The sequence below is a fragment of the Kitasatospora sp. NPDC096077 genome, assembly GCF_040303245.1.
Classification (GTDB): domain Bacteria; phylum Actinomycetota; class Actinomycetes; order Streptomycetales; family Streptomycetaceae; genus Kitasatospora.
Map to the genome: position 1 here is coordinate 20,662 of NZ_JBEOSV010000004.1, position 18,100 is coordinate 38,761.

The following is an 18,100-nucleotide window of genomic DNA, read 5'->3' on the forward strand; positions in this document are numbered from 1 at the left end:
TCCATGTGGTCAGCGCGTACGTCGGAATGCGTACGCGGTGTGACGCTATCGGGCGGTCGGCGGCGGCGGCGAATCGGGCCCCCACAGCGCCGCACCGGAGGATCTGTGGCAATCCGACAATCCGGAGCCCCGCCACCTGCCCGTTCCCCACCCCGCCCCACCGGCCGCAGGACCGCCGCGAAAGGGGCCGCTGTACGGGAACAACACGGACGGCCGCGCCCGTTGCCCCGTGGTGCGGACCGAACCGGGACCGGCCGTACCCTTCCCCGATGAGTCCCGGTGCGGAAACGAAGGCAGGGCGCATGACCAAGGCACGGCCCGGGAGCACCTCCCGACGCGGACGACTGCTCGCCCTCACCGCCCTGGCCGCGGGCCTCGGCGCGACCGCCTGGGCACTGCGCGACCTGCCCGCGGCGTTCGGGCGCCGCCCGGACGGCGAGCGCGAGGCGCGGGTGCGCAACTCCCCGCAGTACCGCGACGGGGTCTTCCACAACGCGCCCTCGGACCTCGCCCGGTCCACCGCCACCCCGGACTTCGACCGCGACACCGTCCGCCGGATGCTGTTCCAGCGCGAGGGCCGCGTCCCGGCCCACCCGGTGCCCACCGTCCGCCCCGCCGCCGCGACCGGGCCGGCCGCCGAGGGCCTGGAGATCACCTGGTACGGGCACGCCTCCGCGCTGGTGGAGATCGAGGGCTCGCGCGTGCTGCTCGACCCGGTCTGGAGCGACCGCTGCTCCCCCGCCGCCCACGTCGGCCCCAAGCGGCTGCACCCGGTGCCGGTCGAGCTGGAGGAGCTGCCGCCGGTCGACGCGGTGCTGATCTCCCACGACCACTACGACCACCTCGACATGGCGACCGTCAAGCGCCTGGTGCGCAGCCAGTCCGCGCCCTTCGCCGTACCGCTCGGCATCGGCGGCCACCTGCGCCGCTGGGGCGTCCCCGAGCACCGGATCATCGAGCTGGACTGGGACGAGACCTGCACCCTGGGCGAGCTGGTGCTCACCCTCACCTCCGCCCACCACTTCTCCGGCCGCGGACTGACCCGCAACACCACCCTGTGGGGCTCCTGGGTGATCGCCGGCCCGAGCCGCAAGGCCTTCTACACCGGCGACTCCGGCTACTTCGAGGGCTACGCCCGGATCGGCGCGCAGCACGGCCCCTTCGACGCCGCCCTGGTGCAGATCGGCGCCTACGACACGGCCTGGGCGGACATCCACATGACCCCCGAGGACGCCGTCCTCGCCCACCGGGACCTCCGGGCCGGGCTGCTGGTGCCGGTCCACTGGTGCACCTTCAACCTGGGCCTGCACCCGTGGGCCGAACCGGTCGAACGGCTGCTCAAGGAGGCCAAGACCCAGGCCGTCCCGCTGGCCGTCCCCCGACCGGGCGAGCGGGTCGACGTGGACAACCCGCCGGAGCTGGACGGCTGGTGGGAGTCCGTCTCCTGACGGACCTCCCGACACGCCGGGGGCCGGCGCTGTCCGAAACCGCAGCGCACCGGGTGAAATGCGCTGGCCGGAAACCCCGTGGACGGGAAATGATGCGGTGCGGGCGCCCCTGTGGCCCCGCACCGCCCCCCTCCGCGACCTGGGAGCCCGATTGCCTCCGATCCCTGCGGCGAACAGCGCCGGCGCCGCGTCCGCCCGCGCCGTCGACCCGCTGTTCCTCGCCCTGCCGCTGCGCACCCTCGCCGACGCGGCCCTCAGCCGGGCCCGCGAACTCGGCGCGAGCCACGCCGACTTCCGGCTGGAACGGGTCCGCAGCGCCTCCTGGCGGCTGCGCGACGCCCGGCCGGCCGGCACCTCCGACAGCGTGCAACTGGGCTTCGCCGTCCGGGTGCTGCTGGACGGCGCCTGGGGCTTCGCCGCCGGGGTGGACCTCACCCCGGCGGCCGCGGCGGAGGTCGCCGCCCAGGCCGTCGCGGTGGCCCGGCTCTCCGGCGGGATCAGCCGGGCGGCCGGCTCCACCGAGCGGGTCGAGCTGGCCGACGAGCCGGTCCACCGGGACGCCACCTGGGTCTCCGCGTACGAGGTCAACCCCTTCGAGGTGCCGGACGCCGAGAAGACCGCGCTGCTCGCCGAGCGCAGCGCCCGGCTGCTGGCCGCGCCGGGCGTCTCGCACGTCCAGGCGGCCCTGCTGACGGTGCAGGAGAACAAGTTCTACGCGGACACCGCGGGCACCACGACCACCCAGCAGCGCATCCGGCTGCACTCCGACCTGGAGGCCACCTCGGTCGACGAGCGCACCGGCGCCTTCGACTCGATGCGCACCCTGGCCCCGCCGGTCGGCCGCGGCTACGAGTACCTGACCGGGACGGAGTGGGACTGGGACGGCGAACTCGCCGAACTGCCCGTCCTGCTGGCCGAGAAGATGAAGGCCCCGAGCGTCCGCCCGGGCCGCTACGACCTGGTCGTCGACCCGTCCAACCTCTGGCTGACCATCCACGAGTCGATCGGCCACGCCACCGAGCTGGACCGCGCGCTCGGCTACGAGGCCGCCTACGCCGGTACCTCCTTCGCCACCTTCGACCGGCTCGGCAGCCTCCGCTACGGCTCCGAGCTGATGCACGTCACCGGTGACCGCACCGCCGAGCACGGCCTGTCCACCATCGGCTACGACGACGAGGGCGTCGCCACCCAGTCCTGGGACCTGGTCAGGGACGGTGTCCTGGTCGGCTACCAACTCGACCGCGGCATGGCCAAGTTGAAGGGCTTCGAGCGCTCCAACGGCTGCGCCTTCGCGGACTCCCCCGCGCACGTCCCGGTCCAGCGGATGGCCAACGTCTCGCTCCGGCCCGCCGCCGACGGCCCGGACACCGCGGGCCTGTTCGCCGGGGTGGAGAACGGCCTGTACATCGTCGGCGACCGTTCGTGGTCGATTGACATGCAGCGCTACAACTTCCAGTTCACCGGGCAACGCGCGTACGCCATCAAGAACGGCGAACTCGCGGGCCAGGTCAAGGACTTCGCCTACCAGGCCACCACCACCGACTTCTGGGGCTCGATGGCGGCGGTCGGCGGACCGCAGACCTACGTCCTCGGCGGCGCCTTCAACTGCGGCAAGGCGCAGCCCGGCCAGGTCGCGGCGGTCAGCCACGGCTGCCCGTCGGCACTGTTCCGCAACGTCAACGTGCTCAACACCCAGCAGGAGGCGGGTCACTGATGACCGCGATGCAGCCCCACGAACTCGTCGAGCTGGCGCTCGGCCTCTCCCGCGCCGACGGCTGCGTGGTGATCGCCGACGAGGAGTCCACCGCCAACCTGCGCTGGGCCGGCAACGCCCTGACCACCAACGGCGTCACCCGTGGCCGCCGGCTCACCGTGATCGCCACCGTGGCCGGCGCCGAGGGCACCGCCTCCGGCGTGGTCTCCCGCGAGGCCGTCACCGCCGAGGACGTCGAGGACCTGGTCCGGGCCGCCGAGGAGGCCGCCCGGGCGGCCGGCCCGGCCGAGGACGCCCAGCCGCTGATCGCCGACGTGCCGCCGTCCCCGGACTTCGGCCGACCGCCCGCGGAGACCTCGATCGAGGTGTTCGAGGCCTTCGGCCCGGCCCTCGGCGCGGCCTTCGCCCGGGCCGCCGCCCAGGGCGAGCTGCTCTACGGCTTCGCCCGGCACGAGGTCGTCACCAGCTACCTGGGCAGCTCCACCGGCCTGCGGCTGCGCCACGACCAGCCCACCGGCACGGTCGAGCTCAACGCCAAGACGGCCGACCTCAGCGGCTCGGCCTGGGTCGGCGCCGCCACCCGGGACTTCACCGACGTCGACGTCCCGGCCCTGCACGCCGAGCTCACCAAGCGGCTCGGCTGGGGCGCCCGCAAGGTCGACCTGCCCGCCGGACGGTACGAGACGCTGCTGCCGCCCTCGGCCGTCGCCGACCTGATGGTCTACCTCCACTGGTCCTCCGGCGGCCGGGACGCCACCGAGGGCCGGACGGTCTTCGCCAAGCCCGGCGGGGGCACCAGGCTCGGCGACAAGCTGGCCGGCCTGCCGCTGACCCTGCGCGCCGACCCGCGCGAACCCGGCCTGGAGGCCGCCCCGTTCGTGCTGACGCACAGCACCGGCGGCGACGTCTCGGTCTTCGACAACGGCGCTCCGGTCACCGCCACCGACTGGATCCGCGAGGGCGTGCTGACCGAGCTGATCACCAGCCGGCACGCGGCCGCCCTCACCGGCCTGCCGCTGCGCCCGTCGGTCGACAACCTGGTGCTGGAGACGGCCGACCAGGAGTCCGCGCCGACCCTGGACGAGATGATCGCCCGCACCGAGCGCGGCCTGCTGCTCACCTGCCTCTGGTACATCCGCGAGGTGGACCCGGCGACGCTGCTGCTCACCGGCCTCACCCGGGACGGCGTCTACCTGGTCGAGAACGGCGAAGTGGTCGGCGCGGTCAACAACTTCCGGTTCAACGAGTCCCCGGTCGACCTGCTCGGCCGGATCACCGAGGCGGGCCGCACCGAACGCTGCCTGCCGCGCGAGTGGAGCGACTACTTCACCCGCACCGCGATGCCACCCGTGCGTGTCGCGGACTTCAACATGAGTTCGGTCAGCCAGGCCTCATAGCCGGCGGCCGACGGGGGGATACGAAGAACATGATGGACGAAAAGCGGCTGGTCAGATCGAGCAAGATGCTGTCGCGCATCCTGCGGCACGAGCCGGAGCTGCTGGGGATCACCCTGGACGGCTCCGGCTGGGTCCGGATCGACGTCCTGCTCGACGCGCTCGCCGCGAAGGGCCGGCCGCTCACCCGGCCCGAGCTCGACCACGTCGTGGCCACCAACAACAAGCGCCGCTTCGGCTACTCGCCGGACGGCCTCTCCATCCGCGCCAACCAGGGCCACACGGTGGCGGTCGACCTCGGTCTGACCGCCACCGAGCCGCCCCACGTGCTGTACCACGGCACCGCCGACCGCCACCTGGCCCCGATCTTCCGGGAGGGCCTGCGCCCGATGACCCGGCAGGACGTCCACCTGTCGGCGGACACCGAGACGGCGACCAGGGTCGGCGCCCGGCACGGCCGCCCGGTCGTGCTGACCGTGAACGCGGCCGCGATGGCGGCGGACGGATACGAGTTCCGGCTCAGCGAGAACGGCGTCTGGCTCACCGACGCCGTCCCCCCGCAATACCTCTCCCGGCGCTCCTGACACCCACAGCGCCGTACGGCTCCTCTATCACGCCCGACCGGGTGGGCCCCGCCCACCCGGTCTCGTCGTCCCCGCCGCCCGGGCGTACCGTGAGGAGGCCGCGCGGAACGGCGCGCGGGCGCGTGGACGAGGGCGGTAGGACACATGGGCAAGAGCGCCGAGGGCGAACAGGTCTACCGGATCACGGGCGCGCGCAGCAGCCTCTCCGAGGACGTCCGGGGGCGCCAGCGCCGGTACGTCATCTCGATGCTGATCCGCACCGTCTGCGTGCTGCTCGCGGTGGTGCTGTGGGACGTCCAGCGCTGGCTGGCCTTCGCCGCACTGGGCGGCGGTGTGCTGCTGCCGTACTTCGCGGTGCTGATCGCCAACGCCGGCCGGGAGCAGGCGCCGGGTCTGCCGAGCACCTTCGATTTCCCGGCCGACACCCCGCTGATGCTCGGCCCGGGTGGTACGGGTGGGGCTGGTGCGGCCACTGGTACAGGACAGGCAAAGGCCCCGGCCGCCGAGGCGCCGCCGCGCACGGACTGATCGTCCGATTCGCTCTGGTTCAGCCGGATTCGACTCCACGAAAGCTCAAAAGAACCTCAGATTAATCATGCAAGACCTCCCCATCCGAGGGTCTCGGCGTGACATACTGCGTACGCGCTCCGCATCCCCCGTCGGAGCGACGGACCGACGCCGGGCGGCTCCCCCCGTGGCTGCCCGGCGTCGCCATGTCCGGATCCGGGCGAGCCCGACCGGCGTGACAGACTGGCGGTGACGACGCACCCGCCTGAGCACCGAGGACGGCCCCCGATGGACACCGCGCAGACGCCGATCTGCTCCGCCAAGGGCTGCCGGGCGGACGCCCGTTGGGTGCTGGTGTGGAACAACCCCAAGCTGCACACCCCGGACCGCCGCAAGACCTGGCTGGCCTGCGAGGAGCACCGCGAGCACCTGTCCCAGTTCCTGGGCGTGCGCGGCTTCCTCAAGGAGGTCGTCGCCTTCGCCGACTGGACCGCCGAAGAGGCCTGATCGCCGTCCGGCCCGGCCGCTGTCCTGCCCGGCCGCTGTCCTGCCCGGCCGCCGTCCGGTCTAACCGCCGATCGCCGACATCGGCCGCTCGGGCTGGTGGAACTCCGGGTCGTCGATCCCGGCCCCGGCCTTCTTGCCCCACATCGCCGCCCGCCACAGCGCGGCCAGCTCCGCGTCGTCCGCCCCCGAGCGCAGCGCGGTGCGCAGGTCGGTCTCCCCGGTCGCGAACAGGCAGTTGCGCACCTGCCCGTCGGCGGTCAGCCGGGTCCGGTCGCAGGCCCGGCAGAACGGCCGGGTGACGGAGGCGATCACCCCGACCCGGCCGGGGCCGCCGTCCACCGTCCAGCGTTCGGCGGGCGCCGCGCCCCGGCGCGCGGACGGCTCCGGGGTGAGGACGAAGCGGGCCCGCAGCAGTTCGAGGATCTCCTCCGCGGTGACCATCGACGAGCGGTCCCAGCCGTGCTGGGCGTCCAGCGGCATCTGCTCGATGAAGCGCAGCTCGTAGCCCCGCTCCAGGCACCAGGCCAGCAGGTCGGCCGCCTCGTGGTCGTTGACCCCGCGCATCAGCACCGCGTTCAGCTTCACCGGCGCCAGCCCGGCCGCCTCGGCGGCGGCCAGCCCGTCCAGCACGTCCTGGTGGCGCCGGCGGCGGGTGAGCGTGAAGAACACCTCGGGGTCGAGGGTGTCCAGCGAGACGTTGACCCGGTCCAGCCCGGCCTCGCGCAGCGCCGTCGCGGTCCGGGCCAACCCGATGCCGTTGGTGGTGAGGGAGAGCTCCGGGCGCGGCTCCAGCTCGGAGCAGGCGGCCACGACCGCGACCAGCCCGGGGCGCAGCAGCGGCTCGCCGCCGGTGAAGCGGACCTCGCGCACGCCCAGGTCGCGCACGGCCAGGGAGACCAGCCGGACGATCTCCTCGTCGGTCAGCAGCTCGGGCTTGGCCAGCCACTGCAGCCCCTCCTCCGGCATGCAGTACGTGCAGCGGAGGTTGCACCGGTCGGTCAGGGAGACCCGCAGGTCGACGGCGCGTCGTCCGAAGGTGTCGAGCAGCACGTGCGTCCCTTCCCGAAAAAGCGGCCGGCCCGGTCCACCGTCGCGGCGGGGCCGGGCCAGCATAGTCATGCCGGATCGATCAGTGGGCTCCCAGCCCGGTGAGCGAGCGGACCTCCAGTTCAGCGTACTTCGCCGGGTCGGGCTGTTCCCTGGACAGCAGGGTGCCCAGCCAGCCGGCCAGGAAGCCGATCGGGATGGAGACCAGGCCAGGGTTCTCCAGCGGGAACCAGTGGAAGTCGGAGTCCGGGAAGAGCGAGGTCTTGGCGCCGGAGACGACCGGGGAGAAGACCACCAGCAGCACCGAGCTGACCAGTCCGGCGTAGACCGAGCTGACCGCGCCGACGGTGGTGAACCGCCTCCAGAACAGCGAGTAGAGCAGCGTGGGCAGGTTGGCCGAGGCCGCCACCGCGAAGGCCAGCGCCACCAGGGCGGCGGTGTTGAGCTTGTCCGCGAAGAGGCTGAGCACGATCGACACCGCGCCGATCCCGACCGCGGCCCACTTCGCCGACCGCACCTCCTCGCGCTCGCTCGCCTTCCCGCGCCGGATCACGTTGGCGTACAGGTCGTGGGCGAAGGAGGCCGAGGAGGCCAGGGTGAGCCCGGCGACCACGGCCAGGATGGTGGCGAAGGCGACCGCCGAGATCACCGCGAGCAGGATCGCACCGCCGGTGCTGCCGCTGCCGCCGCCGAGCGCCTCGGCCAGCTGAGGGGCGGCCGTGTTCCCGGCCGCGTTGGCCGCCTTGATCTCCTTGGAGCCGACCAGCGCGGCCGCGCCGAAGCCGAGCGCCAGGGTCATCAGGTAGAAGACGCCGATGATGCCGATCGCCCAGAGCACCGACTTCCGGGCCGCCTTGGCGGTGGGCACGGTGTAGAAGCGGACCAGGATGTGCGGCAGGCCGGCGGTGCCGAGCACCAGCGCGATGCCCAGGCTGATGAAGTCGAGCTTGGCGGTGCCGGTGCCGTACTTCTGCCCGGGTTGCAGGAAGGCCTCGCCCTTTCCGCTGGCACTCGCCGCCGCGCCGAGCAGCTCCGAGGGGTTGAAGTGGTACTTGGCCAGCACCAGGACGGTCATCAGCGCGGCGCCGGCGATCAGCAGCACGGCCTTGACGATCTGCACCCAGGTGGTGCCCTTCATACCCCCTATCACCACGTAGACGATCATCAGCGCGCCGACGCCGACGATGGTCCAGCGCTTGGCGGCGTTCCCCTCCGCGCCGAGCAGCAGGGCCACCAGCGTCCCGGCGCCGACCATCTGGGCCAGCAGGTAGAAGATCGACACCACGATGGTGGAGACGCCCGCCGCGGTGCGCACCGGACGCTGGCGCATCCGGAAGGCGAGCACGTCCGCCATGGTGAAGCGGCCGGAGTTGCGCAGTGGTTCGGCGATCAGCAGCAGCGCGACCAGCCAGGCGACCAGGAAGCCGATCGAGTAGAGGAAGCCGTCGTAGCCGGCCAGCGCGATGGTGCCGGCGATGCCGAGGAAGGAGGCGGCGGACATGTAGTCGCCGGAGATGGCCAGGCCGTTCTGGAAGCCGGTGAAACCGCGGCCGCCGGCGTAGAAGTCGGCGGCGCTGCGGTTCTGCCGCCCGGCCCAGACGGTGATGACCAGGGTGGCCGCCACGAAGAGTCCGAACAGGGCCATCGTCAGACCGCGGTGGTCGGTGGCGGAGCTGGCGAGCAAGGTCATTCGGCGGCCTCCCGGGGAGCGTGGACGACGGCGCCGTGGGCCTCGCGGATCGCGGCGGCGGGCGGGTCGATCCGCCGGTCCGCGTAGCGGGCGTACCAACCGGCGATGACGAAGGTGGTGACGAACTGCAGCAACCCGAGCACCAGGGCAACGTTGATGTGCCCGAGGACCCTGGTGCCCATCAGCCCGGGGGCGTAGCAGGAGAGCAGGACGTAGAGCAGGTACCAGAGCACGAAGCCGATGGTGACCGGGAAGGCGAAGCTCCGGAACGAGCGCCGCAGGGTACGGAACTCCTCGCTGTCGTCGATGAGTTGGACTTCCGTGGCGGTAGTGGTGATCGGCGGCGAATCCACTCTGTCTCCTCACTCCTTCGGTGGGGCGGTCACACGGGTGGGAACAATCGAACGTGAGGGACGTCACATTCCCCGTGCGCGCCGCGCAATGCTAGGAGCGTCGTGCCCACCCCGGAAGAGGTTGACCGCGATCAGCCAGTCGTTCACCCCCTCGCACTATCCAATTGGCCGAAAACCGCCGCTCGCCGCGCCGTCCGGAGTGTGCCCGGAGGGGCCGGAGGAACCGAAAGGGGTGACACCGTCCAACGGTGCCACCCCTGTTGACGGAGCGTCAGAACGCGATCCGGACCTTCAGCGCCGAACGGTCGTCCATCGCCCGGTAGCCGTCCGGCACGCCGTCCAGGTCGACCGTCCGGTCGAAGACCAGGCCCGGCTCGATCGCACCCGAGAGCACGTCCGGCAGCAGCTCGGGGATGTACGCCCGGGCCGGCGCGACGCCACCGTTCAGCGAAACGTTTCGGCCGAACATCTGACCGATGTCGACGCCCGCGGAGCCGCCGTGCGGCACGCCCACGTAGCCGGCCGCGCCGCCGTCCCGGGTGATCGAGATCGCCGTCCGCATCGACTCCTCGGTGCCGACCGCCTCCAGCACCGCCTGCGCGCCCAGCCCGCCGGTCAGCTCCTTGACCGCCTCGACCGCGGCCTCGCCGCGCTCGGCCACCACGTCCGTCGCCCCGAAGCGCCGGGCCAGCTCCGTCCGGGCGGGGTGGCGGCCCAGCGCGATGATCCGGCCCGCGCCCAGCCGGTGCGCCGCCAGCACGCCGCACAGGCCCACCGCGCCGTCGCCGACCACCGCGACCGTCGCCCCCGGACGCACCCGCGCGGACACCGCCGCGTGGTGCCCGGTGGCCATCACGTCGGACAGCGCCAGCAGCCCCGGCAGCAGCTTCTCGTCGCCCTCCGCCTCCTTCGGCAGCTTCACCAGCGTCCCGTCCGCGAACGGCACCCGGACCGCCTCGCCCTGGCCGCCGTCCGAGCCGACCGAGCCCCAGAACCCGCCGTGCGGGCAGGAGGTCTGCAGGCCTTCGAGACAGAACTCACAGACGCCGTCCGACCAGACGAAGGGCGCGACCACCAGGTCGCCCTTCGTGAAACCCCGGACCTCGGCGCCGACCTCCTCGACCACCCCGAGGAACTCGTGCCCGATCCGCTGCCCGGCCACCCGCTGGGCCACCCCGCGGTAGGCCCACAGGTCGCTGCCGCAGATGCAGGCGTTGACCACCCGCACCACCACGTCCGTGGGGTGCTGGATCACCGGGTCGGGCACGTCCTCGATCCGGATGTCGTTGGGTCCGTGAATCACCGTGGCACGCATGCGTTCTTCCTCACAAAGATCCGGTCCGAGGACCGAAAACGATCTCGATCAGGTGTCCGACATCCCCTCCGACCACTCTATTCCGGCCCCCGCGTCGGAACATTTCGACCGGACCCGACCGGCTCGCCCCTTATCCTGTTGGACCATGCAACCGATCCAGCCCGAGACGTACGGCGCGCCGCGGACCGCCCCGGTCCCCGCCCAGCGCTCCGCCGCCCCCGCCGAGGGCTTCGCGGTCGTCGACGTCGAGACCACCGGTCTCGGCCGCTCCGACCGCGTCATCTCGGCGGGCGTCTACCAGCTGGACGGCGACGGCGAGGTGACCGACCACTGGTACACCCTGGTCAACCCCGAGCGGGACCCGGGCCCGGTCTGGATCCACGGCCTCACCGCCGAGCTGCTCTCCGGTGCGCCGACCTTCCCCGAGATCGCCGAGGAGTTCGCCACCCGCCTGGCGAACCGCGTGCTGGTCGCCCACAACGCGCTGTTCGACTGGAACATGATCTCCCGCGAGTTCTCCCGGGCCGGCCGCACCGCTCCGGTCGAACAGCGGCTGTGCACCATGGTCCTCTCCCGCGACCTGCGCCTGCCGCTGCCCAACGGCAAGCTCGCCTCGCTCGCCGCCCACTTCGGCGTCCAGCAGCTGCAGGCCCACAACGCCCTGGACGACGCCCGGGTGCTCGCCGAGGCCTTCCGCCCCAGCCTGCGGCTGGCCCGGCTGGCCGGCCTCGCGCTGCCGCTGCAGACCTGCGTCGCGGTCACCGACCTCGGCGAGGACGAGCCCGCCACCCCCAGCCGCGGCAACTGGACCGGCTCCCAGTACCGCCAGGCCAAGAAGCGCCCGCCCTGCCCGTACCCCAACCCGGGGCGTTGGGAGGACGGCAAGCCGCTGGTCCAGGGCATGCGGGTGGCCTTCACCGGGGACACCGCCACCGACCGCGAGGTGCTGGAGGACCGCGCCGTCGAGGCCGGGCTGCACATCGCCGGCTCGGTCAGCCGGCTCACCAGCCTGCTGGTCACCAACGAACCGACCAGCTGGAGCGGCAAGGCCCGCAAGGCCCGCGACGTCGGCACCCCCGTGATCACCGAGGACGCCTTCCTCCAACTGCTGCGCGAGGTCGCCCCGCACCCCGGTGCGTGAGCCGGTTGTGAGGTCGGCGTACCGTTCCCATGTGTACCGTTTTCTGCTGACCCGACAGTGGCTGATCACCATGCTGATCGCGCTGCTGCTGATCCCCGCGACGATCAAGCTGGGCTTCTGGCAGCTGCACCGCCACGAGGCGCGGGTGGCCCGGAACGAGCTGGTCGGCAAGGCCCTGACGGCCCCCCCGGTGCCCTTCGACTCCCTGTCGACGGCCCCCGGCGCCGGGGTGCCCTCCGGCCTCCTCTGGCACGCCGTGACGGCCACCGGGCAGTACGACCCGGCCCACGAGTTCGTGGTCCGCAAGCGCACCGACTCCAACGGCACCCTCGGCTACTTCGTCATCACCCCGCTGAAGCTCGCCGACGGCAAGGGCACCGTGCTGATCAACCGCGGCTGGGTGCCCTCCGGCGACGGCGCCACCCAGTACCCGCCGGTCCCGGCCGCCCCCACCGGCGAGGTCACCCTCACCGGCCGGCTGCGCGCCGACGAGACCACCAGCAGCAGCGGCGGCTGGGTCAAGGACCGGGCCGGCCTCCCGGACCGCCAGTTCAACCTGATCAACACCGAGCAGCAGTCCAAGGAGAGCGGAACCGCCCTGCTCGGCGGGTACCTGGAGCTCACCGGCACCACCCCGGCCCCGGCCGACCAGCCCGAGCTGATCGGCGAGCCCAACCACTCCGACATCGGCCCGCACATGGCGTACGCCGTCCAGTGGTGGCTGTTCACGGCGATGATCCCGGTCGGCGTCTGGGTCCTCATCCGCCGCGAGGCCAAGGACCGCGCCAAGCAGGCCGGCGAGCCCGAGGTCGCCCTCGACGCCCTGCCGGCCTGACCGACGGCGCGCTACAGCACGTCCGCCAACTCCCGCAGCAGCCGCGCCTTCGCCCGCGCCCCCACCACCGAGCGGACCGGCTCCCCGCCCCGGAACAGCATCAGCGTCGGCATCGACAGCACCCCGTACGCCGCCTGGGTCCGGGGGTTGTGGTCCACGTCCAGGCTGACCACCCGCATCCGGTGCGCCTCCTCCCGCGCGACGTCCGCCAGCACCGGCGCCATCATCCGGCACGGCGGGCACCAGTCCGCCGTGAAGTCGACCAGCACCGGCCCCTCGGCCGCCAGCACCTCCGCCGCGAACGTCTCGTCCGTCACCGCCGGCACACCCGGGATCTCCACCATCGCCTACTCCTTCGCCAGTTCACACAGGGGAGACTGCTCGGCGGAGGCGAGTTCGTCCCGCGCCCGCACCGCCCGCTCGAACTGACCGGACACCTGCTCGCGCACGTCCCGCAGCCGCGCGATGCACTCGTCCAGCTCCGCGAGCTTGCGCCGGTACACCTCCAGCGAGGCCGGGCAGGAGTCACCCTCCGGGTGCCCGGCCCGCAGGCACTCCACGAACGGCCGGGTCTCCTCCAGCCCGAAGCCGAAGTCCTGGAGCATCCGGATCTCCCGAAGCAGCCGCAGGTCCTCCTCGCCGTACGCCCGGTACCCGTTGCCGGCCCGCCGGGCCGGCAGCAGTCCCAACTGCTCGTAGTACCGCAGCGCCCGCGTGGTCGTCCCCGCCCGCTCCGCCAACTCCCCGATCCGCACGCCGAACCACTCCTTCCGAACAGCCGGTACCGACGGTAAACCTTGCCCCGGACGTCAACGCCAGTGCGAACGCGGGGCCGTGGCCCGGCAAGATGTCCCCCATGGATCTCGGACTGAAGAACAAGGCCTACGTCGTCACCGGCGCCACCCGGGGCCTCGGCCTCGCCGCCGCCCGCGAACTGGCCGCCGACGGCGCCCACGTGCTGATCAGCGGCCGCACCCGATCGGCCGTCGACGCGGCCGTCACCGAGCTCGACGCGCTCGGCAGCGCCCACGGCCTGGTCGCCGACAACGCCGACCCGGACGCCGCCGAGCGCCTGATCGCGGAGGCGAAGGCGCGCTTCGGCCGCTTCGACGGCATCCTGATCAGCGTCGGCGGCCCGCAGGCCGGCCCGGTCGAGACCACCCCCGAGTCCGCCTGGCGGGACGCCTTCGAGTCGGTCTTCCTCGGCGCCCTGCGGCTGGCCCGCACCGCGGCGGCCGCCCTCCCGGCCGGCGGCGTGATCGGCTTCGTGCTCTCCAGCTCGGTCCGCCAGCCGATCCCCGGCCTCGGCATCTCCAACGGCCTGCGCCCCGGCCTGGCGATGGCCGCCAAGGCCCTCGCCGACGAGCTCGGCCCGCGCGGCATCCGGGTGCTCGGCCTGCTCCCGGCCCGGATCGACACCGACCGGGTCCGCGAGCTCGACGCCCTCGCCGCAGACCCCGAGGCCGCCCGCGCCGAGGCGAGCGCCACCATCCCGCTCGGCCGCTACGGCACCCCCGAGGAGTTCGGCAAGGTCGCCGCCTTCCTGCTCTCCCCCGCCGCCTCCTACCTGACCGGCCTGATGGTCCCCGTCGACGGCGGCGCCCTGCGCTCCCTCTGACCGCGCCCGCTGAAGGCACCCGCACGCGGGTAGGGCCTGCTCCAGCCCCCGCTACTCCAGCCTCCGCCGCTCCGGCCGGCGCCGGGCGACCCGGCGCCGGCGCCCGGCGGAGGCCTCCTGCAGCACCCTGATCCGCAGGTCGGCCGGCAGCTCCGCCAGCCCCAGGCTGCGCACCGCGTCCGCCCGGGGGCCGTCCTCGAAGTGCTCCACCAGCGCCACCGGGTCCCCGCCCGGGGTCAGTCGGACGGCCCCGCGCAGCCGGGGGTGCCCGGGTGCCCGGACCAGTCGCACCCCCGCCCGCTCGACTTCCGGCAGCACCGCCGTGCCCTGCTCCAGTGCCTCCTCCAGGGCCCGGGCACCCACCCGCAGCCGCAGCCCGGCCACCCCCGGCGTCGGCACGGCGATCCCCGGCAGCCCGGTCCGGCGCAGCTGGGCGACCAGCCACCAGGCCGTCCCCAGCACCAGCACCGACAGCCCGCCGAGCACCGTCGGCCACCACCACGAGGACCCGGCCCACCGGCGCCGGGAGCGCGCACCGACCACCGGCTGGTCCGGCGAGGTCAGCGGCCACCAGCCGGGCGGGTGGACCCCGAGCCGCCGGTACAGGTCCAGCCCGCCCGCCAGCACCAGCACCCCGACCCCCAGCAGCACCGCCCCCACCAGCCCCAGCAGCACCCGGTTGACGACCGTCCGGCTCACCGCGCCGCCTCCCCCGCCCGGTCGGCCGTCTCCTCCGGCACCACCCCGGCCGACCCGCCCCAGGACCGCACGTCCAGGCGCAGCGGCCGCGCCAGCCCGACCCGTGCCAGTTCCTCCCGCAGCTGCCGCTGCACCGTCGCCGGGTCCACCGGCCCGCTCACCGACACCCGCACCCGCCGCCGGCCGACCCGGATCCGCAGCCGGTCGATGCCCGGCGACCCGGCCGCCCGGTCCGCCAGCAGGTGCCCGATCCCGGCCCGCTCGATCGCCGCGGCCGTCCCGCCGTACGGGCGCAGCACCAACCAGCGGCGCAGCCCGGGCGCGCACGCCAGCCACAGCAGCCAGCCGCCCACCAGGACCGCCGCACCGGCGCCCACCAGCACCCACTGGTCCGCCAGGTGACGGGCGGCCAGCTCGTCCGCGAGCCGCGCCCGCCAGCGCCGGGCCGGCTGTCCGGCCCGCACCGCGACCGCGTCGTACAGCAGCGCCCCCGCGACCACCAGGACCACCGTGGCGACCAGCGCCGCCACGGCCGCCCGGGCCGACCGCAGCCGGGGCACCCTCCGCTCCCGGTCGGCGGCCCCCCGCTCCGCACGCGCCGCACTCGCGGTGCTCACCGGGCTGCCCGGGGGACCAACGTCTCCACCACGACGACCACCTGGGACACCCTGGTCCCGGTCAGCCCGGCCACCCGCTCGGCCACCCGGTCCCGGACGCCCCGGGCGAGGCCCGCGAGGTCGGCGGGGAAGGGCAGGTCGACCGCCACCCGGACGGTCACCGTGCTGCCCGGCCGGGCCACCGACACCCGGGGCGGCGCCCCCTGCGCCGACCGCCCGGCCCACGCCTCGGCGAGCGCCTCCCGGGCCGCCTGCCCGGCGATCCGCCGGTACACCCGGTCGGCGACCCGAAGCCGCCCCCGGCGCGCCGCGGCGGGGGCGGGGGCGGGAACCGAGGCCCCCATCAGCGCCGCCGGTCGCGGCCGCGGAGCAGGTCCCCGAGGTCGCCCAGCTCGATGTCGCCCTCCAGCAGCCGCCCGACCACGAAGCCGACCAGCCCGAGCGCCGCCACCAGCAGGAACGCCGCGAACCCGCCGAAGTACCCGGCGAAGCCGAGGGCCATGCCCACCACCAGGCCGACGATGGCCAGGTTCATCCGCTACTCCCTCGTCTCCCTCGTCCTCCGCCGAACACCGAACGCCCCGCGCCGAACGCCCCGCGCCGAACACCGGGCGCGAACGCCGGGCGCCGGGCGCTACTTGAGCTTGGGCCGCTGCCCCGACACCGCCACCGGCTCCTCGTCCTCCTCCGCCTCCGGTTCGTCCGGGAGGTGGACGTCGTTGACCGCGATGTTGACCTCGACGACCTCCAGGCCGGTCATCCGCTCCACCGCGTCGATGATGTTCTCCCGCACCTGGCGGGCGAGTTCGGGGATCACCACGCCGTACTCGACCACCAGGGCGATGTCGATCGCGGTCTGCTTCTCGCCGACCTCGGCCTTGATCCCGCGTCCGATGCCGGCCCTGCCGCCGGACGCCCGGTCCCGCATCGCGCCGAAGGTGCGGGCCAGCCCGGAGCCCAGCGCGTGGATGCCGGCCACCTCCCGAGCGGCCATCCCGGCGATCTTCTCCACCACGCCGACCGCCAGCGCGGTGCGCCCGCGCTCGCCGACCGGCCGGCCGCCGTCCCCGCCCGCGCCGGACGCGGGCCTGGCACCGGCGGGCGGGCCGGGCACGGGCCCACCGCCGGGGTTCTTGTGCAGGGTCGCGGGGGTCGGGGTGTCGGGCATGGGGCGCATCTCCCTCGTGGCGGCTCCAGCTGTATCGCAAACCTCCCCAAGCCTGGCATTCCGCCACGGCCCCCGCCCGCCGAGTACGCCCCCGGGAGTGCCCCGGGAACGCCGGTGGCCCGGCCCCGGGGCACTCCCCCGGGCCGGGCCTCCGGCTGTTGGCGGACGGGTCAGTCGCCGATCCCGGCGAGCTCCCGCAGCCGACGGGCCTGGGCCGCCCGTTCGGCCGAACGCTGCTCCTCGTACGACCGTCCGGAGGCGCCCTGGAGCAGCGCCTTGGTCTCGATCACGGCCCCGCGCGGAGCGGCCAGCAGGGCGGCCGCGAGGTCGCGGGCGGCGGCGTCCAGCTCGGCGACGGGCACGGCCAGGTTGGCCAGCCCGGTCGCGGTGGCCTCCTCCGCGCCGACCCAGCGGCCGGTCGCGCAGATCTCCAGCGCCCGGGCGTAGCCGACCAGTTCGACCAGCGGCTTGGTGCCGGCCAGGTCCGGGACCAGGCCGAGCGAGGTCTCCTTCATCGCGAACTGCACGTCGTCCGCGACCACCCGCAGGTCACAGCCGAGCGCGAGCTGGAAGCCGGCCCCTACGGCGTGACCCTGGACGACCGCGATGGTGACCAGGTCGGCTCGGCGCCACCAGGTGAAGGCCTCCTGGTAGCCGGCGATGGCCTCGTCCAGCTCCCGGTCGGCGGAGCCGGCCAGTTGCAGGAAGGTGGGCTCGCCGGGGATGCCCTCGGGGGTGAACATGGCCCGGTCCAGCCCGGCCGAGAAGGAGACGCCCTCGGCGCGCAGCAGCACCACCCGCACGCTGCCGGGCAGTTCGCGGCCGGCCTGGGCGAGGGCACGCCAGAGCGCGGGCGACTGGGCGTTGCGCCGCTTGGGCTGACAGAGGGTGACGACGGCCAGCTCGCCGTCGATCTCCAGACGGACGCCGTCCCGCTCCCAGCTCGGGGCCTGCGGGTCGGTGGCGGGGGCGGTCATGCGGGAACCTCCGGTGGCGGGGGACGTGGCTACCGGAGAGTAACAAAACTGGGCGCGAACGGGCAGGGCCCCGGCCCGGAAAGATCAGGAGGGGAGGAGCGGGTCCGGGATCCGGACATGACGATCGGCGGCCGGTCCACTCGATCCGAGGGCGGACGCCCAGCTGTGGTCAGCTGTCGTCTCCTCGGCCGGCGCCCTGCCGCCGCGCCATCCAGCTCCGGGGCTGACGAACCGTCAGGAACCGGCCCCGGCAGTCGCCTTGTTCTTGCCCCGCGTGGCACCACCGCGGCCCCGGAGAATCACTCCGGATTCGCTCAGCATCCGGTGCACGAAGCCGTACGAACGACCGGTCTCCTCCGCGAGAGCGCGAATGCTCGCCCCGGAGTCGTACTTCTTCTTGAGATCGGCCGCGAGCTTCTCACGCGCGGCACCGGTCACCCGGCTGCCCTTTTTCAGAGTCTCGGCCACCCGTGCCTCCTCGTAGCG

Annotated in this window: 22 protein-coding genes; 9 read left to right on the forward strand and 13 right to left on the reverse strand. The window is 73.8% G+C overall.

Going from position 1 to position 18,100, the window contains the following annotated elements:
* Nucleotides 1-302: 302 nt before the first annotated feature.
* The 6 genes from ABTZ03_RS05500 (at nucleotide 303) to ABTZ03_RS05525 (ending at nucleotide 6,154) form a co-directional block, all read left to right on the forward strand.
* Nucleotides 303-1,448 carry an MBL fold metallo-hydrolase gene (locus ABTZ03_RS05500; protein WP_350511543.1) on the forward strand — a complete coding sequence of 382 codons (1,146 nt, stop codon included), beginning with the start codon at nucleotides 303-305 and terminating at the stop codon, nucleotides 1,446-1,448.
* 160 nt (nucleotides 1,449-1,608) lie between these two features.
* On the forward strand, nucleotides 1,609-3,162 hold the full coding sequence (locus ABTZ03_RS05505; RefSeq protein ID WP_502894397.1) for a TldD/PmbA family protein: 1,554 nt from the start codon (nucleotides 1,609-1,611) through the stop codon (nucleotides 3,160-3,162).
* Nucleotides 3,162-4,559: a metallopeptidase TldD-related protein gene (locus ABTZ03_RS05510; protein ID WP_350511544.1), complete on the forward strand. Its 1,398-nt coding sequence runs from the start codon at nucleotides 3,162-3,164 to the stop codon at nucleotides 4,557-4,559. Before ABTZ03_RS05505 ends, ABTZ03_RS05510 begins: the two co-directional genes overlap by 1 nt.
* A gap of 32 nt (nucleotides 4,560-4,591) precedes the next feature.
* Nucleotides 4,592-5,140 carry an RNA 2'-phosphotransferase gene (locus ABTZ03_RS05515; RefSeq protein ID WP_350511545.1) on the forward strand — a complete coding sequence of 183 codons (549 nt, stop codon included), beginning with the start codon at nucleotides 4,592-4,594 and terminating at the stop codon, nucleotides 5,138-5,140.
* 144 nt (nucleotides 5,141-5,284) lie between these two features.
* Nucleotides 5,285-5,668, forward strand: coding sequence for a DUF3099 domain-containing protein (locus ABTZ03_RS05520; protein ID WP_350511546.1), 384 nt, complete (start codon nucleotides 5,285-5,287; stop codon nucleotides 5,666-5,668).
* A gap of 267 nt (nucleotides 5,669-5,935) precedes the next feature.
* Entirely contained in the window at nucleotides 5,936-6,154 is a 219-nt protein-coding gene (locus ABTZ03_RS05525; protein WP_350511547.1) for a hypothetical protein, read from the forward strand.
* 60 nt (nucleotides 6,155-6,214) lie between these two features.
* Here the strand turns inward: ABTZ03_RS05525 and moaA are convergent, their stop codons facing one another.
* The 4 genes from moaA to ABTZ03_RS05545 form a co-directional block, all read right to left on the reverse strand.
* Entirely contained in the window at nucleotides 6,215-7,204 is a 990-nt protein-coding gene (gene moaA / locus ABTZ03_RS05530) for a GTP 3',8-cyclase MoaA (protein ID WP_350511548.1), read from the reverse strand.
* 79 nt (nucleotides 7,205-7,283) lie between these two features.
* The gene (locus ABTZ03_RS05535) at nucleotides 7,284-8,891 is read right to left on the reverse strand and encodes a monocarboxylic acid transporter (RefSeq protein WP_350511549.1); all 1,608 of its coding nucleotides are present in this window, start codon (nucleotides 8,889-8,891) and stop codon (nucleotides 7,284-7,286) included.
* Nucleotides 8,888-9,244, reverse strand: a complete 357-nt coding sequence (locus tag ABTZ03_RS05540) for a DUF485 domain-containing protein (RefSeq protein ID WP_350511550.1) — start codon at nucleotides 9,242-9,244, stop codon at nucleotides 8,888-8,890. The genes ABTZ03_RS05535 and ABTZ03_RS05540 overlap by 4 nt, the downstream gene beginning before the upstream one ends.
* A 271-nt stretch (nucleotides 9,245-9,515) precedes the next feature.
* On the reverse strand, nucleotides 9,516-10,559 hold the full coding sequence (locus tag ABTZ03_RS05545; protein ID WP_350511551.1) for a zinc-dependent alcohol dehydrogenase family protein: 1,044 nt from the start codon (nucleotides 10,557-10,559) through the stop codon (nucleotides 9,516-9,518).
* A 145-nt stretch (nucleotides 10,560-10,704) separates the two neighbouring features.
* On the opposite strand from ABTZ03_RS05545, the gene ABTZ03_RS05550 reads away from it, so the two are divergent.
* On the forward strand, nucleotides 10,705-11,700 hold the full coding sequence (locus ABTZ03_RS05550) for a DEDDh family exonuclease (RefSeq protein ID WP_350511552.1): 996 nt from the start codon (nucleotides 10,705-10,707) through the stop codon (nucleotides 11,698-11,700).
* A 31-nt stretch (nucleotides 11,701-11,731) separates the two neighbouring features.
* Nucleotides 11,732-12,535 carry an SURF1 family cytochrome oxidase biogenesis protein gene (locus tag ABTZ03_RS05555; RefSeq protein ID WP_350511553.1) on the forward strand — a complete coding sequence of 268 codons (804 nt, stop codon included), beginning with the start codon at nucleotides 11,732-11,734 and terminating at the stop codon, nucleotides 12,533-12,535.
* 11 nt (nucleotides 12,536-12,546) lie between these two features.
* Here ABTZ03_RS05555 and trxA read toward each other — a convergent pair whose 3' ends face one another.
* Complete coding sequence (gene trxA / locus ABTZ03_RS05560; RefSeq protein ID WP_350511554.1) at nucleotides 12,547-12,879, reverse strand: thioredoxin; 333 nt, start codon at nucleotides 12,877-12,879, stop codon at nucleotides 12,547-12,549.
* Nucleotides 12,880-12,882: 3 nt separating this feature from the next.
* Nucleotides 12,883-13,290, reverse strand: a complete 408-nt coding sequence (locus ABTZ03_RS05565) for a MerR family transcriptional regulator (RefSeq protein ID WP_350511555.1) — start codon at nucleotides 13,288-13,290, stop codon at nucleotides 12,883-12,885.
* Nucleotides 13,291-13,391: 101 nt separating this feature from the next.
* Here ABTZ03_RS05565 and ABTZ03_RS05570 point away from each other — a divergent pair, with 101 nt between their 5' ends.
* On the forward strand, nucleotides 13,392-14,153 hold the full coding sequence (locus ABTZ03_RS05570) for an SDR family oxidoreductase (RefSeq protein WP_350511556.1): 762 nt from the start codon (nucleotides 13,392-13,394) through the stop codon (nucleotides 14,151-14,153).
* 51 nt (nucleotides 14,154-14,204) lie between these two features.
* Here ABTZ03_RS05570 and ABTZ03_RS05575 read toward each other — a convergent pair whose 3' ends face one another.
* The 7 genes from ABTZ03_RS05575 to ABTZ03_RS05605 form a co-directional block, all read right to left on the reverse strand.
* Nucleotides 14,205-14,852 (reverse strand): alkaline shock response membrane anchor protein AmaP, encoded by a 648-nt coding sequence (locus ABTZ03_RS05575; protein WP_350511557.1) that lies wholly within the window; start codon nucleotides 14,850-14,852, stop codon nucleotides 14,205-14,207.
* A complete protein-coding gene (locus ABTZ03_RS05580; protein WP_350511558.1) occupies nucleotides 14,849-15,412 on the reverse strand; it encodes a DUF6286 domain-containing protein in 564 nt (187 codons plus the stop codon). Before ABTZ03_RS05580 ends, ABTZ03_RS05575 begins: the two co-directional genes overlap by 4 nt.
* Nucleotides 15,413-15,465: 53 nt before the next feature.
* Nucleotides 15,466-15,813, reverse strand: coding sequence for a hypothetical protein (locus tag ABTZ03_RS05585; protein ID WP_350511559.1), 348 nt, complete (start codon nucleotides 15,811-15,813; stop codon nucleotides 15,466-15,468).
* Nucleotides 15,813-16,004 (reverse strand): hypothetical protein, encoded by a 192-nt coding sequence (locus tag ABTZ03_RS05590; protein WP_196951007.1) that lies wholly within the window; start codon nucleotides 16,002-16,004, stop codon nucleotides 15,813-15,815. Before ABTZ03_RS05590 ends, ABTZ03_RS05585 begins: the two co-directional genes overlap by 1 nt.
* 99 nt (nucleotides 16,005-16,103) lie before the next feature.
* On the reverse strand, nucleotides 16,104-16,637 hold the full coding sequence (locus ABTZ03_RS05595) for an Asp23/Gls24 family envelope stress response protein (RefSeq protein ID WP_350511560.1): 534 nt from the start codon (nucleotides 16,635-16,637) through the stop codon (nucleotides 16,104-16,106).
* Between the two features lie 170 nt (nucleotides 16,638-16,807).
* A complete protein-coding gene (locus ABTZ03_RS05600) occupies nucleotides 16,808-17,614 on the reverse strand; it encodes an enoyl-CoA hydratase/isomerase family protein (protein WP_350511561.1) in 807 nt (268 codons plus the stop codon).
* A 234-nt stretch (nucleotides 17,615-17,848) separates the two neighbouring features.
* Nucleotides 17,849-18,082, reverse strand: coding sequence for a helix-turn-helix domain-containing protein (locus ABTZ03_RS05605; RefSeq protein ID WP_030059940.1), 234 nt, complete (start codon nucleotides 18,080-18,082; stop codon nucleotides 17,849-17,851).
* Nucleotides 18,083-18,100 lie beyond the last annotated feature (18 nt).